The 16,087-nt window shown below is 42.3% G+C and carries 16 protein-coding genes and 1 tRNA gene; 8 read left to right on the top strand and 9 right to left on the bottom strand.

Annotated features, from left to right (window positions below):
* Positions 1-55: 55 nt before the first annotated feature.
* The 6 genes from QW597_05150 (at position 56) to QW597_05125 (ending at position 6,050) form a co-directional block, all read left to right on the top strand.
* On the top strand, positions 56-1,252 hold the full coding sequence (locus QW597_05150) for a hypothetical protein (GenBank protein MEM0155970.1): 1,197 nt from the start codon (positions 56-58) through the stop codon (positions 1,250-1,252).
* A 94-nt stretch (positions 1,253-1,346) separates the two neighbouring features.
* A complete protein-coding gene (gene ribA, locus QW597_05145) occupies positions 1,347-1,925 on the top strand; it encodes a GTP cyclohydrolase II (protein ID MEM0155969.1) in 579 nt (192 codons plus the stop codon).
* A gap of 55 nt (positions 1,926-1,980) precedes the next feature.
* On the top strand, positions 1,981-3,072 hold the full coding sequence (locus QW597_05140; GenBank protein MEM0155968.1) for a glucose 1-dehydrogenase: 1,092 nt from the start codon (positions 1,981-1,983) through the stop codon (positions 3,070-3,072).
* Positions 3,073-3,076: 4 nt separating this feature from the next.
* On the top strand, positions 3,077-3,925 hold the full coding sequence (locus tag QW597_05135; GenBank protein ID MEM0155967.1) for a bifunctional 5,10-methylenetetrahydrofolate dehydrogenase/5,10-methenyltetrahydrofolate cyclohydrolase: 849 nt from the start codon (positions 3,077-3,079) through the stop codon (positions 3,923-3,925).
* 92 nt (positions 3,926-4,017) lie between these two features.
* Positions 4,018-4,746: an NAD+ synthase gene (locus QW597_05130; GenBank protein ID MEM0155966.1), complete on the top strand. Its 729-nt coding sequence runs from the start codon at positions 4,018-4,020 to the stop codon at positions 4,744-4,746.
* Positions 4,747-4,763: 17 nt separating this feature from the next.
* Complete coding sequence (locus QW597_05125; protein MEM0155965.1) at positions 4,764-6,050, top strand: sodium:proton antiporter; 1,287 nt, start codon at positions 4,764-4,766, stop codon at positions 6,048-6,050.
* On the opposite strand, the gene QW597_05120 is transcribed toward QW597_05125, so the two are convergent.
* From QW597_05120 to QW597_05105, 4 genes are all read right to left on the bottom strand, one after another.
* Positions 6,051-7,550, bottom strand: coding sequence for a type II/IV secretion system ATPase subunit (locus QW597_05120; protein ID MEM0155964.1), 1,500 nt, complete (start codon positions 7,548-7,550; stop codon positions 6,051-6,053). It abuts the gene before it with no gap.
* Complete coding sequence (locus QW597_05115; protein ID MEM0155963.1) at positions 7,551-8,240, bottom strand: type II secretion system F family protein; 690 nt, start codon at positions 8,238-8,240, stop codon at positions 7,551-7,553. It abuts the gene before it with no gap.
* 131 nt (positions 8,241-8,371) lie between these two features.
* Entirely contained in the window at positions 8,372-9,322 is a 951-nt protein-coding gene (locus QW597_05110; protein MEM0155962.1) for a type II secretion system F family protein, read from the bottom strand.
* 7 nt (positions 9,323-9,329) lie between these two features.
* Complete coding sequence (locus QW597_05105) at positions 9,330-10,829, bottom strand: type II/IV secretion system ATPase subunit (protein MEM0155961.1); 1,500 nt, start codon at positions 10,827-10,829, stop codon at positions 9,330-9,332.
* Positions 10,830-11,113: 284 nt separating this feature from the next.
* Here QW597_05105 and QW597_05100 point away from each other — a divergent pair.
* A tRNA-Ala gene (locus tag QW597_05100) sits at positions 11,114-11,185 on the top strand.
* Here the strand turns inward: QW597_05100 and QW597_05095 are convergent.
* From QW597_05095 to QW597_05075, 5 genes are all read right to left on the bottom strand, one after another.
* The gene (locus QW597_05095; protein ID MEM0155960.1) at positions 11,167-11,493 is read right to left on the bottom strand and encodes a DNA adenine methylase; all 327 of its coding nucleotides are present in this window, start codon (positions 11,491-11,493) and stop codon (positions 11,167-11,169) included. The two genes, QW597_05100 and QW597_05095, sit on opposite strands and share 19 nt — an antisense overlap.
* Positions 11,494-11,895: 402 nt before the next feature.
* The gene (locus QW597_05090; GenBank protein ID MEM0155959.1) at positions 11,896-12,105 is read right to left on the bottom strand and encodes a hypothetical protein; all 210 of its coding nucleotides are present in this window, start codon (positions 12,103-12,105) and stop codon (positions 11,896-11,898) included.
* Entirely contained in the window at positions 12,105-12,311 is a 207-nt protein-coding gene (locus QW597_05085; GenBank protein MEM0155958.1) for a hypothetical protein, read from the bottom strand. The genes QW597_05090 and QW597_05085 overlap by 1 nt, the downstream gene beginning before the upstream one ends.
* A 774-nt stretch (positions 12,312-13,085) precedes the next feature.
* Complete coding sequence (locus tag QW597_05080) at positions 13,086-13,391, bottom strand: hypothetical protein (GenBank protein ID MEM0155957.1); 306 nt, start codon at positions 13,389-13,391, stop codon at positions 13,086-13,088.
* A gap of 237 nt (positions 13,392-13,628) precedes the next feature.
* On the bottom strand, positions 13,629-14,276 hold the full coding sequence (locus QW597_05075; GenBank protein ID MEM0155956.1) for a hypothetical protein: 648 nt from the start codon (positions 14,274-14,276) through the stop codon (positions 13,629-13,631).
* A gap of 501 nt (positions 14,277-14,777) precedes the next feature.
* Between QW597_05075 and QW597_05070 the strand changes: the two genes are divergently transcribed.
* Positions 14,778-15,944 (top strand): mechanosensitive ion channel, encoded by a 1,167-nt coding sequence (locus QW597_05070; protein MEM0155955.1) that lies wholly within the window; start codon positions 14,778-14,780, stop codon positions 15,942-15,944.
* The last annotated feature ends 143 nt before the right edge of the window (positions 15,945-16,087 follow it).

Raw genomic sequence — 16,087 nt, 5'->3', positions numbered from 1 at the left:
TTTCACGATATCGTAACTATCTAATTAATAGAGCGAAACGTATAACCAGTCAGAATTGAAGCACAATATAGAGAGTATGCTGGAAACGGCAGTCAGGGATGCGTGTTTTCGAGCGGAAATTGATGACAGAATAAATGAAATTATGAAGATGCTGGACAGCGGGTTCAGCAACTCCAGAATCAGGAGAGAACTTGAAAGAAGGAATCAGGTTAATGCTGCCTTCCTGATCGAGATAGCTCAGTCCAGAATAAGTACAAGAGGAAAATTCTCTTTGGGTGACAGGTTGTGGCTTGATCATTACAGCGCCAGGTATTCAACTCCTGAAATTGTTGGAACTTATCGGGCCAAACGAATTCACGGAGAGGTCATATTCGATATTGGTTCAGGCGGAGGAATGCAGGCAATATTTTTCTCTAAGAGCAATAAAGTTATAGGTTTTGAAAGGGATCGCATAAGACATCTTGAATCTGTGCTAAATGCCATGGCATACGGAATCGAAAATGTTGAACTTCTGAACAAGGAGTGGCCAGTTGAAACTTCGGAGTTAACGTCTAATGCAGTATTTTTCTCTGATCCACTCAGGCCATCCACTGCTGTGGAGAGAAGACTCGACGATCTTGTGCCTCCACCAGAAGACGTTATGAAGCGATTGGCTGGCATTACAAACAAATTCGCGTTCGATATTCCCCCACAGACCCGGCTTGATCGTTTACCGAAAAATGCCGAGACTGAATATGCTTCAGTGAACGGTGTGTTGAATCGGCTTACCCTTTACTTTGGAGACCTGAAAGAAACTGAAACCAGAGCCGTGATTTTGCCTCAGGGGCAAATAATCTCCGGAGTAAGGCAGAAAATGAATCTAACATCGTCGCAAACAGTTGAGCAGTATATCTGCATGGTGGATCCCGCAATGGTCTATGCAGGTCTTGTCAACAAAGTAGTTGAAACCTGGGAATGCAAGTTCCTTGCTTCAGACAAGCGGAGAGTTCTTCTTACAGGAAAGAACGAACCGGACAGGTCTGTCCCCGGGATGACTTACAGAACTCTCGACATCTGTGACAATTCTACGCTGGATACTTCTCTCAAGAGTGCAGGGGCAAGAAGGGTCTTTCCGCGTTTCGAGATAGATCCAAAGGAATACTATGTCCTAAGGAACGAGTTAGAGCAGAATTCCAGTGGATTCAGGGACGTCTATATCTTCAGGGTCTCGGAAAAATTTGTGTTATGCGAGAAATTGTACAATCAACTGTAAGCCCCATGTTAAAAAAACAGATATGAACTGCAACGTTACACAAAAATGGTTGTACATATTTTTATATCAGAAATCAATTTATTCGAGGAATAAAATGGTGAAGCTATACTCAAAGGCAAAATTGCCGACGATTTTCGGATTATTTGAAATATACGTGTTCTCAGATGAGGAAAATGAAGAGAATGCAGTTCTTGTAAGGGGAGACGTTACTTCCAAGGAGAATGTGCCTGTGAGAATCCACTCTGAATGCCTTACGGGAGATGTCCTAGGTTCAAAGAGATGTGATTGCAGGGATCAGCTCTTAAAGTCACTGGAATTCCTTGGGAAACAGGATTTCGGAATGTTAATTTATCTCAGGCAGGAGGGGAGAGGCATTGGCCTGCTTGACAAGATTAGGGCGTACAGCCTACAGGATCAGGGTTATGATACGGTTGAAGCCAACCTTATGCTTGGCCTCCCTGCTGACAAGAGGGATTATACCTTTGCAGTAAATGTTATAAAATACTTTAAGATAAAATCCATCAGACTTATGACAAATAACCCGCTGAAAATTGATTTCCTGCAGAAGTACGACATAAAGATTTCAGACAGGATCCCCATTATCAGCGAACCCACGCCCTATGACCAGTTCTATCTTGATACCAAGAGATTAAGATTGGGACACCAGATATGAAATCTGACCTAAATTAGAACTACGACATTTTAATACCATTTTGAAATTGCAAGCCATGGAATATGTAAAAGCAATTTACACAGTTGCTCCAGGTGGCGGAGTTAAGATAGACAGGCTTCCAATTGAAAAACTACCGGAGCAAAATGTAAAACTGAAGGTCATTTACAACGGACTTTGCGGTACAGACAGAGGAATTGTTTCTGGATCACTTTCCTTCGCTTACAACCCCTCTGGTTCTGATAGACTGATCCTAGGGCATGAGTCCCTTTGCATGATCGAAGAAATTTATGCTGAAAGCAATGAGTTCAAAAAAGGGGACCTCGTAGTACCCATCGTAAGGAGACCGGGTGATTGTGTAAACTGCAGGATAGGGAGACAGGACAACTGCTCCGACGGCAAGAAACATGAAGCTGGAATAACTGGGATGGATGGTTTCATGAGAGAATATTTTTACGATAATCTGGACTACCTGGTTAAAGTCCCAGATGTGGCACTCAAGGACGTTGCTGTGCTTACAGAACCCCTGAAAAATGTAGTCAAGGGGTTTGAGGTCTTTGACATAGTTTCAAAGAGATCTGTATTCGCAAATGAATTTTCGACCCTTGAGGGAAAAAGGTGCATGGTCATTGGGACAGGATCTGAAGCTTTCCTTTACGCAATGGTTGCCAAAGAATATGGTTTTGACGTCACTTTGATCAACAGGCACTCACTGGAGCCAAGGAAACTGGAAATAATTCACAGCTTCGGAATAGAGTTCCTTGACTACATCACGGAACCGGGCAAGGCTATTGACCATGAAAACAACCTGATAATCGATACCAGCGGGGACCCAGGAACAGTGTTCAGATTCTTGAAGACCCTTGCCTACAACGGTGTACTTGTTCTCTTTGGAACCAATGGCAGAGCTGCGCCGGCTTCGATAGACGGAAAGGATTTAGACTTCTTCATAGAGCGCAACATAACCGTTGCGGGTACCGTGGATGCTGCCAAGATACATTATATTAAGGCCATTGAATATCTTAGGAAGTGGAAATATGTTTATGGAAATTCGTTATCCGATCTAATAACCGGAATCTTTCCGCCTGAAAATCTGGAGTTGTTTTCACGAAAACCTTCCGGTGAGATAAAGTCTGTATTGAGGTGGTAATGAATTGACAGAACAAATCCTTGGTGGACCACTTGCAGAAAGAATGGTTGAATCACTGAAGGCACGGGTGACTTCGTTGAAGGATCATGGGATAGACCCACATCTATTTCTCGTTCAGGTCGGAAGTGATGAGGCAACAGAAACATATGTGCGAGCTAAGGTAAAGAGGGGAAACAAGATAGGCATTAAGGTTTCCCATCAGAAGTTTGATGTTGGCATAACCTATGAAAAACTGATAGAAGAGATCAACAGCATTTCACTAGATGAGGAGGTGAGCGGCGTTATGGTTGAAAATCCGCTCCCAAAGCATCTGGATTTCTTTAAGGTGGTGGAGAACATCCCCTTTTACAAAGATGTCGATGGGATGACCGCGACGAACCAAGGGATGATTGCCCTGAGGAATGAATTTCTTGTCCCTGCCACGGCAGCAGCTGTGGTAGAGCTAATTTCTGACGTAAAGCCTCCACAGGGATCAAGTGTTGCCATCATCAACAGGTCACCGATTGTCGGCAAACCTCTTGCAATGATGCTCATAAACCGTGATTTTACAGTTACGGTCTGCCATTCAAAGACTCCGGACATAAGGAAAATTACTAAGGCCTCAGATATCATTGTTCCAGCCGTTGGAAAACTAAATTTCCTTGACCGGAGTTATGTCAGCGAGAATAGCATAATTGTTGATGTTGGGATAAATGCTGTTGAAAATGGTATAAAAGGCGACGCTAACTATGAGGAACTGAACGGATTTGTAAGGGCGATCACACCTGTTCCCGGAGGCGTTGGACCACTTACTGCCACACTCATTATGGAGAACACGGTAAGGGCGGCCGAATACAAGAGATCTCACCGGTGAACAACCCAAAGCCGGGTATTCAGATATGCATTCAAACCTGCTGAAATATATAATCAAAAATATTTATTTGAGTTTCCAGTATTAGCTATACTGTGAATTCTGCAGTTTCTGCTGAGGCAGTGCAAAAGATCGTGAAATTTATCCGGTCCTATGTTTCTAAGAAACAGGCTATTCTCGGGGTCAGTGGTGGTATCGATAGTGCACTGGTACTAAAACTACTTTCCCTGTCTCTCGACAAGGAAAGAGTCAAAGCTTTTTACCTCCCTGATGGGATTTACGGAACAGCTGATGCCATAGACGTAGAAAAGATTTCTTCGGCCACGGGTATTCCTGTTCAAACTGTGGATATCCACGAAATAGTTTCTGCCTTTTCTCACACATTGAAAATCAGTGATAGACGGGCACTGGGAAATATAAAGTCGAGAATAAGAATGAGCGTACTCTATTATCAAGCTAATATTCACGATGGCCTTGTTGTCGGCACGACCAACAAAAGTGAGTTTTACACCGGGTACTTTACAAAGTACGGGGACGGAGGATGCGATCTTGAGCCCATCCTTCACCTTTCTAAAAGCGAAGTGCGTGATCTTTCTGCGTATCTGGAGATTCCGCCGAGCATTCTTTCCAAATCTCCAAGTGCAGGATTGTGGGAAGGCCAGACCGACGAATCGGAATTAGGGCTTAAATACAGGGATATAGATAACGCCATAGAAAACCTGATCAACCGCAGGAAAATGCCATCAAACGAAGAGGAAGCTAGAGTCTCCGAGCTAATCAGGGCCTCGGAGCATAAGAGGAGGTTACCTGAGTCTATGCTGTAAGAGGAAAGATAAGGTTAATGGTGTCAACATTTGCATATGAGTATTATCAGATAAGTTTCGTTTTCATTCTTGCAGCTTTTGCTATCCCAATTTCGAGAAAATTGACCATCGCCTATATCCCTATATTGATCCTCCTCGGCATTGTTTTTGGTCCCATGTTAGGGGTTCTAAGCAATAGTTTTTCCCTGTACCTGATGTCCGAATTTGGCACAGTAGGTATCGGGCTTCTCGGAATAGTCATAATCCTTTACTCGGAAAGCCACCATATAGACCTCAAGGTACTCAGGAGCCAGTTCTTTCCTATAGCAATTCTCGACACCCTAGGGATAACCATAACAGCCCTGATTGCCGCAATTCTTTTTTCCTTACTGACAGGCGCCCCGTTTATCATTGGATTCATATTCGGAGCTATCATTTCCCCCACTGACCCTGCAAGCCTCATACCAATATTTAGGAGGGTCAGCGTGAAGGAGGACATCTCCGGAACCCTTATAGGGGAAAGCCTTTTCAATGATCCCTTAGGTATTATTCTCTTTACGATTGCACTGGCATTTGTCGCATCACAGTCACCGGATGTCCAACTCTTTAATACTTTCGCAAGTCACGTGGGCATGTATCTGGGAACAGTCTCATTCCTGATTATGCAAATTGCTGTCCCATCAGTGATAGGCGTCGCGATAGGTTTCAGCGTTATTTATTTGAACAAATACCTGAATTTCGAGAGCCTGATAGTTGGGCTCATGCTTGGGATTGTGATACTGGAATTTACTATCCTCGAAGCTTCCGGCATCACGCCATTCCCCGCAATAATAGCCACTGGAGCTATAGTCGGGAACTTCAACGATAAGAGCATTTTCTGGAGCAGAGAAGCAGGATTTCAAGAGAATTTGTCATTTCTGTCTCAATCCATAATTTTTCTGCTTCTGGGAAGCATACTTACGAGGACAAACATTTTTGTTTATTGGGAAATGGGCGTCGCCCTGGCTCTTGGCGTAATTTTTGTTGCGAGACCAGCAGCTGTTTTTTCGTCTTTAAGTATATTTTCGAGGAAAATTTCAAAGAAACCAATAAACAACAGGACCAAGCTGTTTATTTCTCTTGTTGGTCCCAGAGGCGTTGTATCGGTCGTTCTTTCCACCTTACCGCTTGTCATAGGGAGGGAATACAACATACCATTACTGCTGCAATACGGCCAGGCAATTTATGTTGGAGTTTCTTTCATCGTTATAATTTCTATCATACTTCAGACCATATACACACCCTTCATAGCCAATCGCCTTACCAGGGAAGGGCCGAAGATATGATCAAACGCCATACATTTCTATAACTTTATCCCTGTCGTGGTAGAATGAGAAAATCATACCTGTAAATTCATCATAGTTAGTCGATCCCTTTCGGATCATTGATTCCAGAATACCTTTTCTGATCTGTACATCCTTCTCCATGACAGATGCCGGTATGCCATACCTGTTTCCAATCTTCTGAAGAAGGTAACTGAACCCGGAAGAGCTGAAGGTATCATCATGATTCAAGGAATAGACTTTATTCACCGTCAACTCTCCCCTATGACTCTCTGGAGGCATTACTTCAAGCAGTGACTTGACTCTCCTCCTGGTTTCTCCCTTATATACAAAATTGCCCATCACTATGACAGCGTCCAGGGAGCCTATAAGATTTCTTGGGATATTGATTGGCTCAGATTCAAGCCTATGGATCAGGGTGTCTATATCTTCAGCGTGAAAAGTGGCAAGTCCATACCTCCCAGTAGACATGGCTTGGAATATGGTAAATGCCTCACGCCCTCTCACTTCTCCTATTACTATATAGTTTGGTCTGTGCCGCAGGGATGCCGTGAGGAGATCAAACATATCTATCTGTCCCAATCTCTTGCCATTGGCCCGCGTTTCGCGACCTGTCCCTTCTCTGGAAATAAGAGAAAGCCAGTTGTCGTGCGGTAACCTCAACTCCCTGGTGTCCTCAATGGTGATAATTTTCTGGTTCTGCGGGATAAATAGTAGAATTGAGTTCAGCATGACAGTCTTGCCAGAAGCTGTTCCTCCCGTTATTATTATATTGGCACCATATTCTACCGCAAGCCACAGATAGGCGAAAACTTCTGAAGGGGCAGTCCCAAGGCCGATAAGGTCAAGCGGCGTGAGTGGCTCTTTCCGGAATTTTCTGATTGAAAAAGCTGGCCCTGTTGGCGTAACATCTCCACCTATAGATGCCTGTATTCTCGACCCATCAGGAAGGGTGCTATCCACGATGGGGCTGGCCACAGATATATTCTTGCCAGAATCCTGGACAATCTTGCGAATAAAAAAGTTAAGTTCATTCTCTGTGGCATAACTCACATTTGTGGGAATAAAACCATAAGCTTTCATAAAAACAAACACTGGTTTAATCGCCCCTTCACACGATATGTCCTCTACATCGGGGTCCAATAGAAGACCTGTTATTTTTCCGTATCTCGAAATATCTCTGTTAACATAATATTCTACCACATCTAAGTCTGATTCCCCCAGAATGTTAGACGCGGGATGTTTAGATTCCCTTGAAAAAAGATAGTCCCACCTCTTGGACGATGTGCCGTTACTAAGTCCGCTCTCAATGATTTTACTTATGCGCTTCCTATACTCCTCTTCTGCTACGGGACTCATCTGGGGCTCGAATATCTCGTATGAAATCCGTCTATCATCTGCATTTCTGTATATATGGGAATAAATTAGGCCGGGAAGGATTTCGCGAAACGACAGGTCACCCTCTCGCCTCTCCTTAACAAGCAGACGATGGCCATCAGCCATTCAGATCACCCCGAAAATAGCTAGAATTACGACCGATAAGAGAAGTGTTACTCCAGCGAGGAAGGATCCTGTCCCGATGCTTCCATCCCTAAGGATGCCAGACATGAAGCCTGTACTTCCTCCCTGTACAAGGATACCGATACTAAATATTATTTTGATTAATGCAACGCTTGCAATTCCGAGTGTAGTAAAGCTTCCGTGTGATATTTTTCCCAGAAATTCGATGTCGATGATAATGACAACAAAAAAAAACACTGCAAATGCCACGTACATCACAAGTACAAAATTTTTCATCTCGGATATCCGCCCCTCGCGAATAACCTCCATCTCTCCGGAGAATTCAGATACAAGGCGAAGAACCTCCGAAATATTATTTCCAGACTGGGTTGCCTTTCTCAGTACTATAAGGGCCCTTTTGATAGCCTTGGACTTAAGATTTTTCTCCTCAGATTCTATTGCTTCCTCAACAGGAACACCCGAAGAGATTTTTTTAGCCATGTTCCTGACGATTTCACTGATTCTCCCATAATCGTTGCCTCCAGCTTTCACTATTGATTGCGAAACAGGGAGGCCGAAATTTGCGTATTCCGCGATATCTCTCAAAAGATCAGGCAACCGTCTTTCCATTTCAAGCATGCCAAGCTTTTCCTTGTACTCATAATAACCGTATGGGGTTAATGCTGAAATCACGATCAGGGTTGCAGCGAAGATAGGATATGATCTGAAACTGAGGAATGGTATGTTCAGGTACGTTCCTATTGAGACGAGTATGATAACCGCCGCAACAGTAAAGGAAAAAACAAGATTCCTTTGAGGGTTGATCAGAATTCCACCTCCTTCATTGTGCTTCGTATGAATATTGAGAACAAACCAGTGATGACCGGTATCATTATACCTACTATGATCGCGAGGAAGAGAATTATGTTCAGGGATGGTGAAGGTGACAGTACCGCAATCACGCCAACGATTACCATCATCATGAGTGGAAACGCTACTCCAACCGTGATATAGCTCTCAGCCAGAACACCTATTGACTCAACATTACGCCTTATTCCGATTGTCAGTTCTGAATTGTACTGTTTTGCTTTACCCAGCAGGTATTCTCGAAGGTTCCCCCCCGAATTTGCAGTTGTATATATACCAGATAAAAACTCTGCGAATCTCCGAGACGGACTAAACTTAGAGGCTTCTTTTATGGCTCCGAGAATATCCATTCCAAATATTTCGGTCAACACACTTATTGACTTAGCTTCTCTTGAAATTTCTCCATAAAGCTCAATCTTTCCGAGATCTGAGAAAATTCTGTCAATCGGAATGTCAGCAGATGCCATTGCAGAAATATAGCTTATTGCTATGGGGAGCTTTGCATCTATGTCCTTTCTGCGTGCTGAAGTCACACTTGATGGAAAATAAAAAATGTATAACCCCCATGCGATGAATGACAGGAAAGCCACGGCGATTATGTAAATTGTATTGAATTTCAAAATCTGGCTGACTGAGATAGACACTGCAATATCCGCTATGAGAAAGAAAAGTGAATAAAGTGACATTAGAGATAGATACTGAACCGCTGTCAGGGGGATTTTTGACCTTTTTAGATCATCTTCGAGCTTGTTGGAGAGGGAGTTATTATTGTAAATCTTTTCAAATACCCTTAACGAAAATAAAAGCGTTGGAGATGGCAATCCCTCTTTGAAGACAGAATGCCCTGAGGCCTTTTTTTTGTCTTGAACATCGAGCTTAACGGCAGAAACATCGTCAGAATTTGGCATTACCGTATCAAGCCCCCCACTGTCCACTTTGCCTAAGATTAAACTTGCGAATCTTATCAATGATGCCGGATAGATCGTTATGTTCTGATGTTGATAGATCTGTCAGGAAATTTAACCTTGCCCTAAAATCCATGCTGAATTCATTGTCGGATAAACGACTCATAACTTTGAACTTTTCAAATATTTTACTCTGCCCGTTTAGGCGATGCTTATTGGCAACCGGATCATATTCAAAAATCTTATTGTAAACAATGCCATTTCCAACTTCTTCCGTTCCTTCTATTTCGTCAATTTCCGTGACTCTTCTTACCAATTTGTTGTTGATTCTAACAAACTTAACGATTATAACTGTATTCAAGTACACAGTGAGTATTCTTGGAACATTTATCGGTTCGCTTTCCAGCCTATTTATAAGCGTTTCCATTGAATCTGCATGTAGAGTTGAATAAACTGTATGGCCAGTTGACATTGCCTGAAAGAGCGAGAAAGTTTCGTCTCCCCTAACCTCTCCCACGACTAAATATGTTGGCCTCTGGCGCATAGCTGCCCTTACCAAGTCGAAAGTGTCGATCTTAGGCAGATTCTCCATGCCAAATCCAGTTTCAACCTGTCCCTCCCTCACTACAGTTGCAATCCAGTTATCATGCATAAAGTTGAGTTCGCGTGTTTCTTCAATACTGAATACTTTGGAATTCTCGGGAACGAATGCCAATATAGCATTAAGGAGAGAAGTTTTTCCTACAGCTGGTGGCCCTACAGCGATTCCAGAGGACCTACTCTCCACCATATACCAGAAGTAAACAGCCATTTCCGGGCTTATAGTTCCACTTCTGATAAGATCTGCTATGGTAAATGGATTCTTTCTGAAGAGCCTGAAGGTGAATGCGGATCCTCTTGGCGAGATTTCTGAACCGTAAATGGCCTGTATCCTGTGCCCATCCGGCGATGTGCCGTCTAGAATCGGGTCGTTAATAGAGATACTTCGCCCGCAGAGGCTGGATAACTTTACAATAAAAGAGTTTAGGGACTCTGCATCCCGGAAGATAACGTTAGTCCTCATTGTACCATACTTTCTGTGGTACACGAATATAGGGATATTTACACCGTCACACGATATATCTTCTATGTTGCCGTCCATTACGATGGGGTCGATAGCGCCATACCCGTCGTTGTCTCTTTTAAAATAATACAAGACCCTCTTTTTTGTCTCACCGTCCATAAGTGGTTCATAGAGTTTCAGGTAGTCTTCGAAGGCTTCCGTGCCTTTATTTTTCCCATTTCCTGCCCTGGATTTTCCCAGAACCACGTTCCTCATATTGCTATACATTCTATCTATGAACTGTTTAAGTTCAGTCGATACTTCGGGTTCGTTTATAGAATACAGAAGCTCTCCGGCAGCCTCTCTAATAATATCTACATATACAAACTGCGGGACTATATCGTAATGATCCTCTATAATTTGCCTTGAGTCTTCACTGTTCTGGCTCGTTATCTTTGTCTCATCCAAGATAAGACTTCACCCGATCGCTATAAATAAGTCTTTTGCACGATATAAGGATTTAATGTATGTCCTCACTGCGAAACGGGAACGTCCCGATATGTCTTTCATCGTAATGCATAATTTATGGGCCGTATCTGAATTTTTAACGATCCACTTAATCATTTAGTAATTGTAGAAACACCACCGATGGATAGTACACAAACTATCTAACAAATTACTACTTTGCAGGGGAAATGAGAACAAAAAGACAAAATTTTAAAGCATCCTCCCAATCCGTCCTTAATTCATTCGGGCTGGTAGATCAGAGGTAGATCGCTTCCTTGGCATGGAAGAGGCCCGGGGTTCAAATCCCCGCCAGTCCATCGGCAATTCTGCATGGTTCAACGGATTTGAACCTCAGAAAAAATTTGACTTTCTTCATCCGCATCTCAATGAATGCCTTTTCATGTGCAAATGCCAGCCTGAGCTTTCTGGTTAACGCCAACCTTTTCTTTGTATCCTGGAGAACCTTGAATGTAATGTAGAGGTTGTCATCCAGGTCATTGTAGATCTTCCCCTTTTTCCAATCATCGAGAACGTTAAGAAGAACCTTCCCTGAACCGCCGAATACGTCCACGATAACATCGAATGCATCCAGGTGATCCTCCATGATTGCAAGTATATCCCTCAGCTGGTTGAACTTCCGCCATAGTATCTGAACAGTGATTTCATTATTGCCGTTTACGCGGTCATTTTCAGCTTAAATGGTTTCTGGTTGCATAATGGAAAACTATCAGCACTCACCGATCATGATGAATGGTGGATCCAATTAAGGTCATAGAGAAGCAGTCAGGATTCCTCAGGCTGATTGTATTTCTTTCCAGGGAAGGGAAAAAAGCCTCTCACCTCAATACTAGCTGAAACCGATATACCTGTGCACCAGCTCTATTCCAGCATAGAAAAGGCCAGAGGATTAAGATTGGTGAATGCCAGAATAGATAATGCATCATATCCTGCTCGGAACCTGGTATCTCTGACAGATAAGGGTAAAAAATTCTCAGAAAAGATAAATGAAATGGCAGAACTGATCTTATCAGATTAGTTCCAACTCTTCCATAAGTTCCATGGCATTCTGGTCTGCAATCTTTGATATGACGTAATCGAACCTCTCTTCAAGGAACTTAATCAGTTCCTCCCAGGATTGCGTCTCCTCCAATGCCTTTCGGAAGATTGCATAATCAAGGTCATATTGGTCCTTCCTGCCTGTATAGTATTCCTTTGTGAATGGATTCCTCTTTGCCACTATCCCACGTTCCTGTCCAGTTCCGCTATCTTTTCCCTGAGCAGTCTCGAGAACTCCTGGAAGTCTCTGCTTTCTCTTAGCGCATCTTCTATAATGTTCATGTCCTGGAACTTCCTGTCGTTCCATCCCTTGTTGTATCCCAGCTTCCTTGCCTTCTGGACCGCAAGGTCATCAGGCAGTAAGAGGGATTCGCCTCTGTTGTTCATATCTTCGGCTAAGTTCCAATATTACCTATAACTATTCAAGGAAATAAAAAATGAGAAAAAGAGCCTATTTATCCAACTTGCCTATGCCGGAAACCTGTTCTATAGGGTTATTGCCATATCCGGTCATAGTTAGAGAAAAAAATACTCGACGTAACGCACGTATCGGCAAGTGGCCAAAAGGACCCATAGCAGTTTGAACGATCTGGCTCACAATCTGGTTTCCGTTCCAAATGTAGGACGGCGAGTTTGACACTGGAAATGGCGTTTGTCCTGGTTCGTTATCCTATAATTGCAAAGTACGCATCTATCATTATGCATAACTCTATAATGCGCATTGTTAAAAAAAAATATGTAAGTATTCCAATACAAATTTCCCTGCATCAAGGAAAATTTGATACATCTTCATGATTTGCTCATAAAATTACCTCTGAATTTGATTTATTTAATATGAAAGGATGGGCGTCATTTTCAGGCGGTAACGAGAGCACTCGTGATACTCTTGAAATGCAAGCTATATAAAGGTTAGAAGGGATTGTCTATATCAATACGGGAGGAGGTTTGTCTTGTACTTTCGAGTATGTAAAGAGTCTTTCAAGCTCATTTAACTGGAATTTGGAGGTTGCTAAGGGGTATACCAGTTATGAGGATTTCTGATAACCCAGAAGATAACGTTTTTTAATATCCCGGTCCATAATCAAAAAAGGGTATTTATCTGAGTCAGTGAAAAACAATCAAGTAAGAATTTTTCAACAAAAGAAAGGTTTTAGAAATCCTCTATAGTAAATTATTTACAGTGATGTGCCTATCAATCTTCACATCTTTTTTCTTCGGGAACTGAGAAGCTAAATCAAACATTTGTTTCACTGCCGGTGCAATGTTCTTCTCAATAATGGGCTTAGGAAACACGTGTTTTTCCTTTAAGTACTCATGAGCAAAAGATCTACTCATGAACTCTATATCCGAGAAATCAAGAACGAACTGAGAATCCTTCTTAGCCATTAACAGTTTGAAAAGCTCGTCGGCCCAAGATCGCAATGCCAAATCCCGCATACCTAATAACCCTGAAACTTTCACTTCCATAAGTAGTTAATTTTTCTGGCGATTAAAACTATTGCATTTTATTATGAACATTATGATGTTTATTATTAGCTCGTGTATTTGTAAATTTCAATATTGCTAGTTTTCATAGGTATTCTAATGCTAATTAACGTCCCCTGAAATCTTTGCTGGTCGTTGAGTCGATATAGTTGCGTTTCTTCAGACTTTTTGTAATAGACGCCATTTCTTGACACTATCATCGCTTCTGCTCCAGTTCCTTCACAGTATATCTGAAGTGAACTTTTGAGCCCTACCCCTCTCATAATTATCTTTTGTAGATTGCCCACTAACTGCCATTGATATGGCATTCCAGTCTCCTTCAAACCCTATACTGTGCTCTTCAAAATTACCTGGTATTGAAATGCCATCATCAATGAACGAAAGCTCAACGTATCCTTTCTTCCTATAAGCTTGGCACATCATAAACGACTTTTTAAATTTAGAATGCTGGCATATGTTATCAGTTAACTCGCTCAAGACGTATTTAAAAGCATTTTCTCCGCCAACTGGCGTATGGGATTCTATCAATTTACTTACTTTTGCGAATAAAGTCTTGAATTCTGTTTCTTCTTGGGGCAGTTCTGAAAAAGGAAGGTAAGAACTTCTGGCATTCGACATCTGAATGATTTCTTTCTTCCACCACATTGGATCTTGTGTCATTTGATCATAATATCCTTTTGCGTTGCTCTGACCAGTGCTGGTTACTTCGCATTTGTATTTAGTCTTCAAATAAGCAACTAAAAGTACACTAGTGGAGCATAACCAACTTCGATTCTTTAATTCAACAGAGTGGTCTTCTTGAGCCTGAGTTCTAAAATCGACAAATTCTGCATAATCGGTAACCAGCTCAGGCTGTGTTTGTGACATGGGTATTAATATCTCCAGTTTATATATTATTTACACTGGAATCATTCACATTGTGCATCAATTGATGTATTCCAGTCACCAGAACAGACATTTCAATCCCTGTCGATCTTTGTAACTTGATTGTGGCCACAATTTCATGGTGTAAATATTCTCTTATAATCCCACGTTGTAACCGTCATTTGCCGAATCATCCACAAACCACACATTCTGTAGAGCCACTTAGGAAACAGGGTCTAAGTTCTTTAGCCCCTTGAAGGTGAGAACTCACGCCAGTCCATTTCTATCGATGACCAACTGATTCACTCATTGACTCATGGCAATTTATGTGTATGAATGGAAAGGTGCCGGAAGTGTAGCTACGCATTAACTTTTATGATCAAATGACCAGATAAGTTATGTGTGGAATGCTGTAGTCCTGTTGAATGATTCTATATGTACCATCGTCTGCGTATATGATGGCCGGACGCAAAGTTTATAAAAAAAGGATAACATACTTCCCTATTGGCAGAAAAAGTTAGAGAAGGAACAGCGGGAAAGCTAAAGATCTTCATAGCCTTCTTGTTGGGCATTTTAATTGTAGCGATTTTCCAATTTTACCTCCTGCCGGTTCTTGAAAAATCTTTTCCCGTACTTGTTGGGTACGACCGATATCTCAGAGATGCTCTTGGCGCAATTGTCATATTCGCCCTTTCTTACGTAATTCTTCGCGTCATACGGAAGATGATAGAGAGGGCCACCAATCGCTCGCAGGGAAGGAACTATCACGGACTTTACACGATTATGCGTGCTCTGGTATACGGTGGAGCTATAGCCTCATTTCTGGGATATATTGGCGTAAGTCTGACAGGAGCCCTGATAGGAGGTACTGTTGGTGGTCTGATACTTTCATTTGCACTCCAAAATACTGTCTCAAACCTTCTCACCGGTCTTTTGCTTGCGTCCGCAGGGCTTGTGAAGCCGAAAGACAAGTTGGCAATATACTCCTGGATGTTTAATAACCCCGTGCTTGGTGAAGTTGTTGATATAAAACTATTGACTGTGCAAGTAATGACCGTCGACGGGAATGTTACAGAGTTGCCGAGTACTGCACTTCTCGGTCAGACCCAGTTCACCAATCTTGGGTCCGGTGCCGTCATCAGGGCCTCACTTCAGATTGCCCTGCCAGTTGACAGCCAGATAAGAGGTATAATTGAAATTGCTTCTGCTGCAATGGAACTTAGGAAAGGAGCTCTAGGTGTAACAAGTATAGAGTTGTATTTCTTTGGAAAAGCCTTCAACTCTAATACAATAAAATCAATCTTTACGTTTACGAGGTTAATGGAATACAACAGGATAGTCGACATGATCAACACAGCATTTGATGAGGCTTACTGGGAAATGAAGTTCAGAACTCCGCAGGGAAGCAATATTCTCCTGGGGTTTCCTGTTGACGTACCTGTTCTAAACATAATAAGCAAAGGAGACGCAATTTTGAATACAAGAATTACGGAAGCTGGCATATCCAGTTTTCACTCTTACTTTTACAATAAAAATTCGACCCTAAACACGATAAACGTGAAATTCAATACGATCTCGGGAGCTTCATATGATGTTGTGACGCACGTAGTCAATTCGTCTTATGAAGAGGCGTACCTGAAATTGAAGAATGACACCGGAGTAAAGGATTAGATATTATCGTTGATATGATTTCTCTGGGCACCGTTCGGAGAGCGATTTTCCCCCCGGTACAACATTAGCTAAACAGTATATGATGAAACCAATTATGGCGTTCGTGTGACAGCATTCAAGCGTCGAAGCATACATGTGCAAGA

This window comes from Thermoplasmataceae archaeon, from assembly GCA_038729425.1.
Taxonomy (GTDB): Archaea; Thermoplasmatota; Thermoplasmata; order Thermoplasmatales; family Thermoplasmataceae; genus B-DKE.
The sequence above is the reverse complement of the archived record's forward strand: the minus strand, read 5'-3'. Positions and strand labels throughout refer to the sequence as shown.

What these genes read in the sequence shown, in the direction of transcription:
- ribA (MEM0155969.1), top strand. Translation starts at nt 1,347, where the DNA reads ATGGTGAAGCTATACTCAAAGGCAAAATTGCCGACGATTTTCGGATTA.
- QW597_05140 (MEM0155968.1), top strand. Translation starts at nt 1,981, where the DNA reads ATGGAATATGTAAAAGCAATTTACACAGTTGCTCCAGGTGGCGGAGTT.
- QW597_05125 (MEM0155965.1), top strand. Translation starts at nt 4,764, where the DNA reads ATGGTGTCAACATTTGCATATGAGTATTATCAGATAAGTTTCGTTTTC.
- QW597_05120 (MEM0155964.1), bottom strand. Translation starts at nt 7,550, where the DNA reads ATGGCTGATGGCCATCGTCTGCTTGTTAAGGAGAGGCGAGAGGGTGAC.
- QW597_05110 (MEM0155962.1), bottom strand. Translation starts at nt 9,322, where the DNA reads ATGCCAAATTCTGACGATGTTTCTGCCGTTAAGCTCGATGTTCAAGAC.
- QW597_05085 (MEM0155958.1), bottom strand. Translation starts at nt 12,311, where the DNA reads ATGAACAACAGAGGCGAATCCCTCTTACTGCCTGATGACCTTGCGGTC.
- QW597_05080 (MEM0155957.1), bottom strand. Translation starts at nt 13,391, where the DNA reads ATGGAAGTGAAAGTTTCAGGGTTATTAGGTATGCGGGATTTGGCATTG.
- QW597_05075 (MEM0155956.1), bottom strand. Translation starts at nt 14,276, where the DNA reads ATGTCACAAACACAGCCTGAGCTGGTTACCGATTATGCAGAATTTGTC.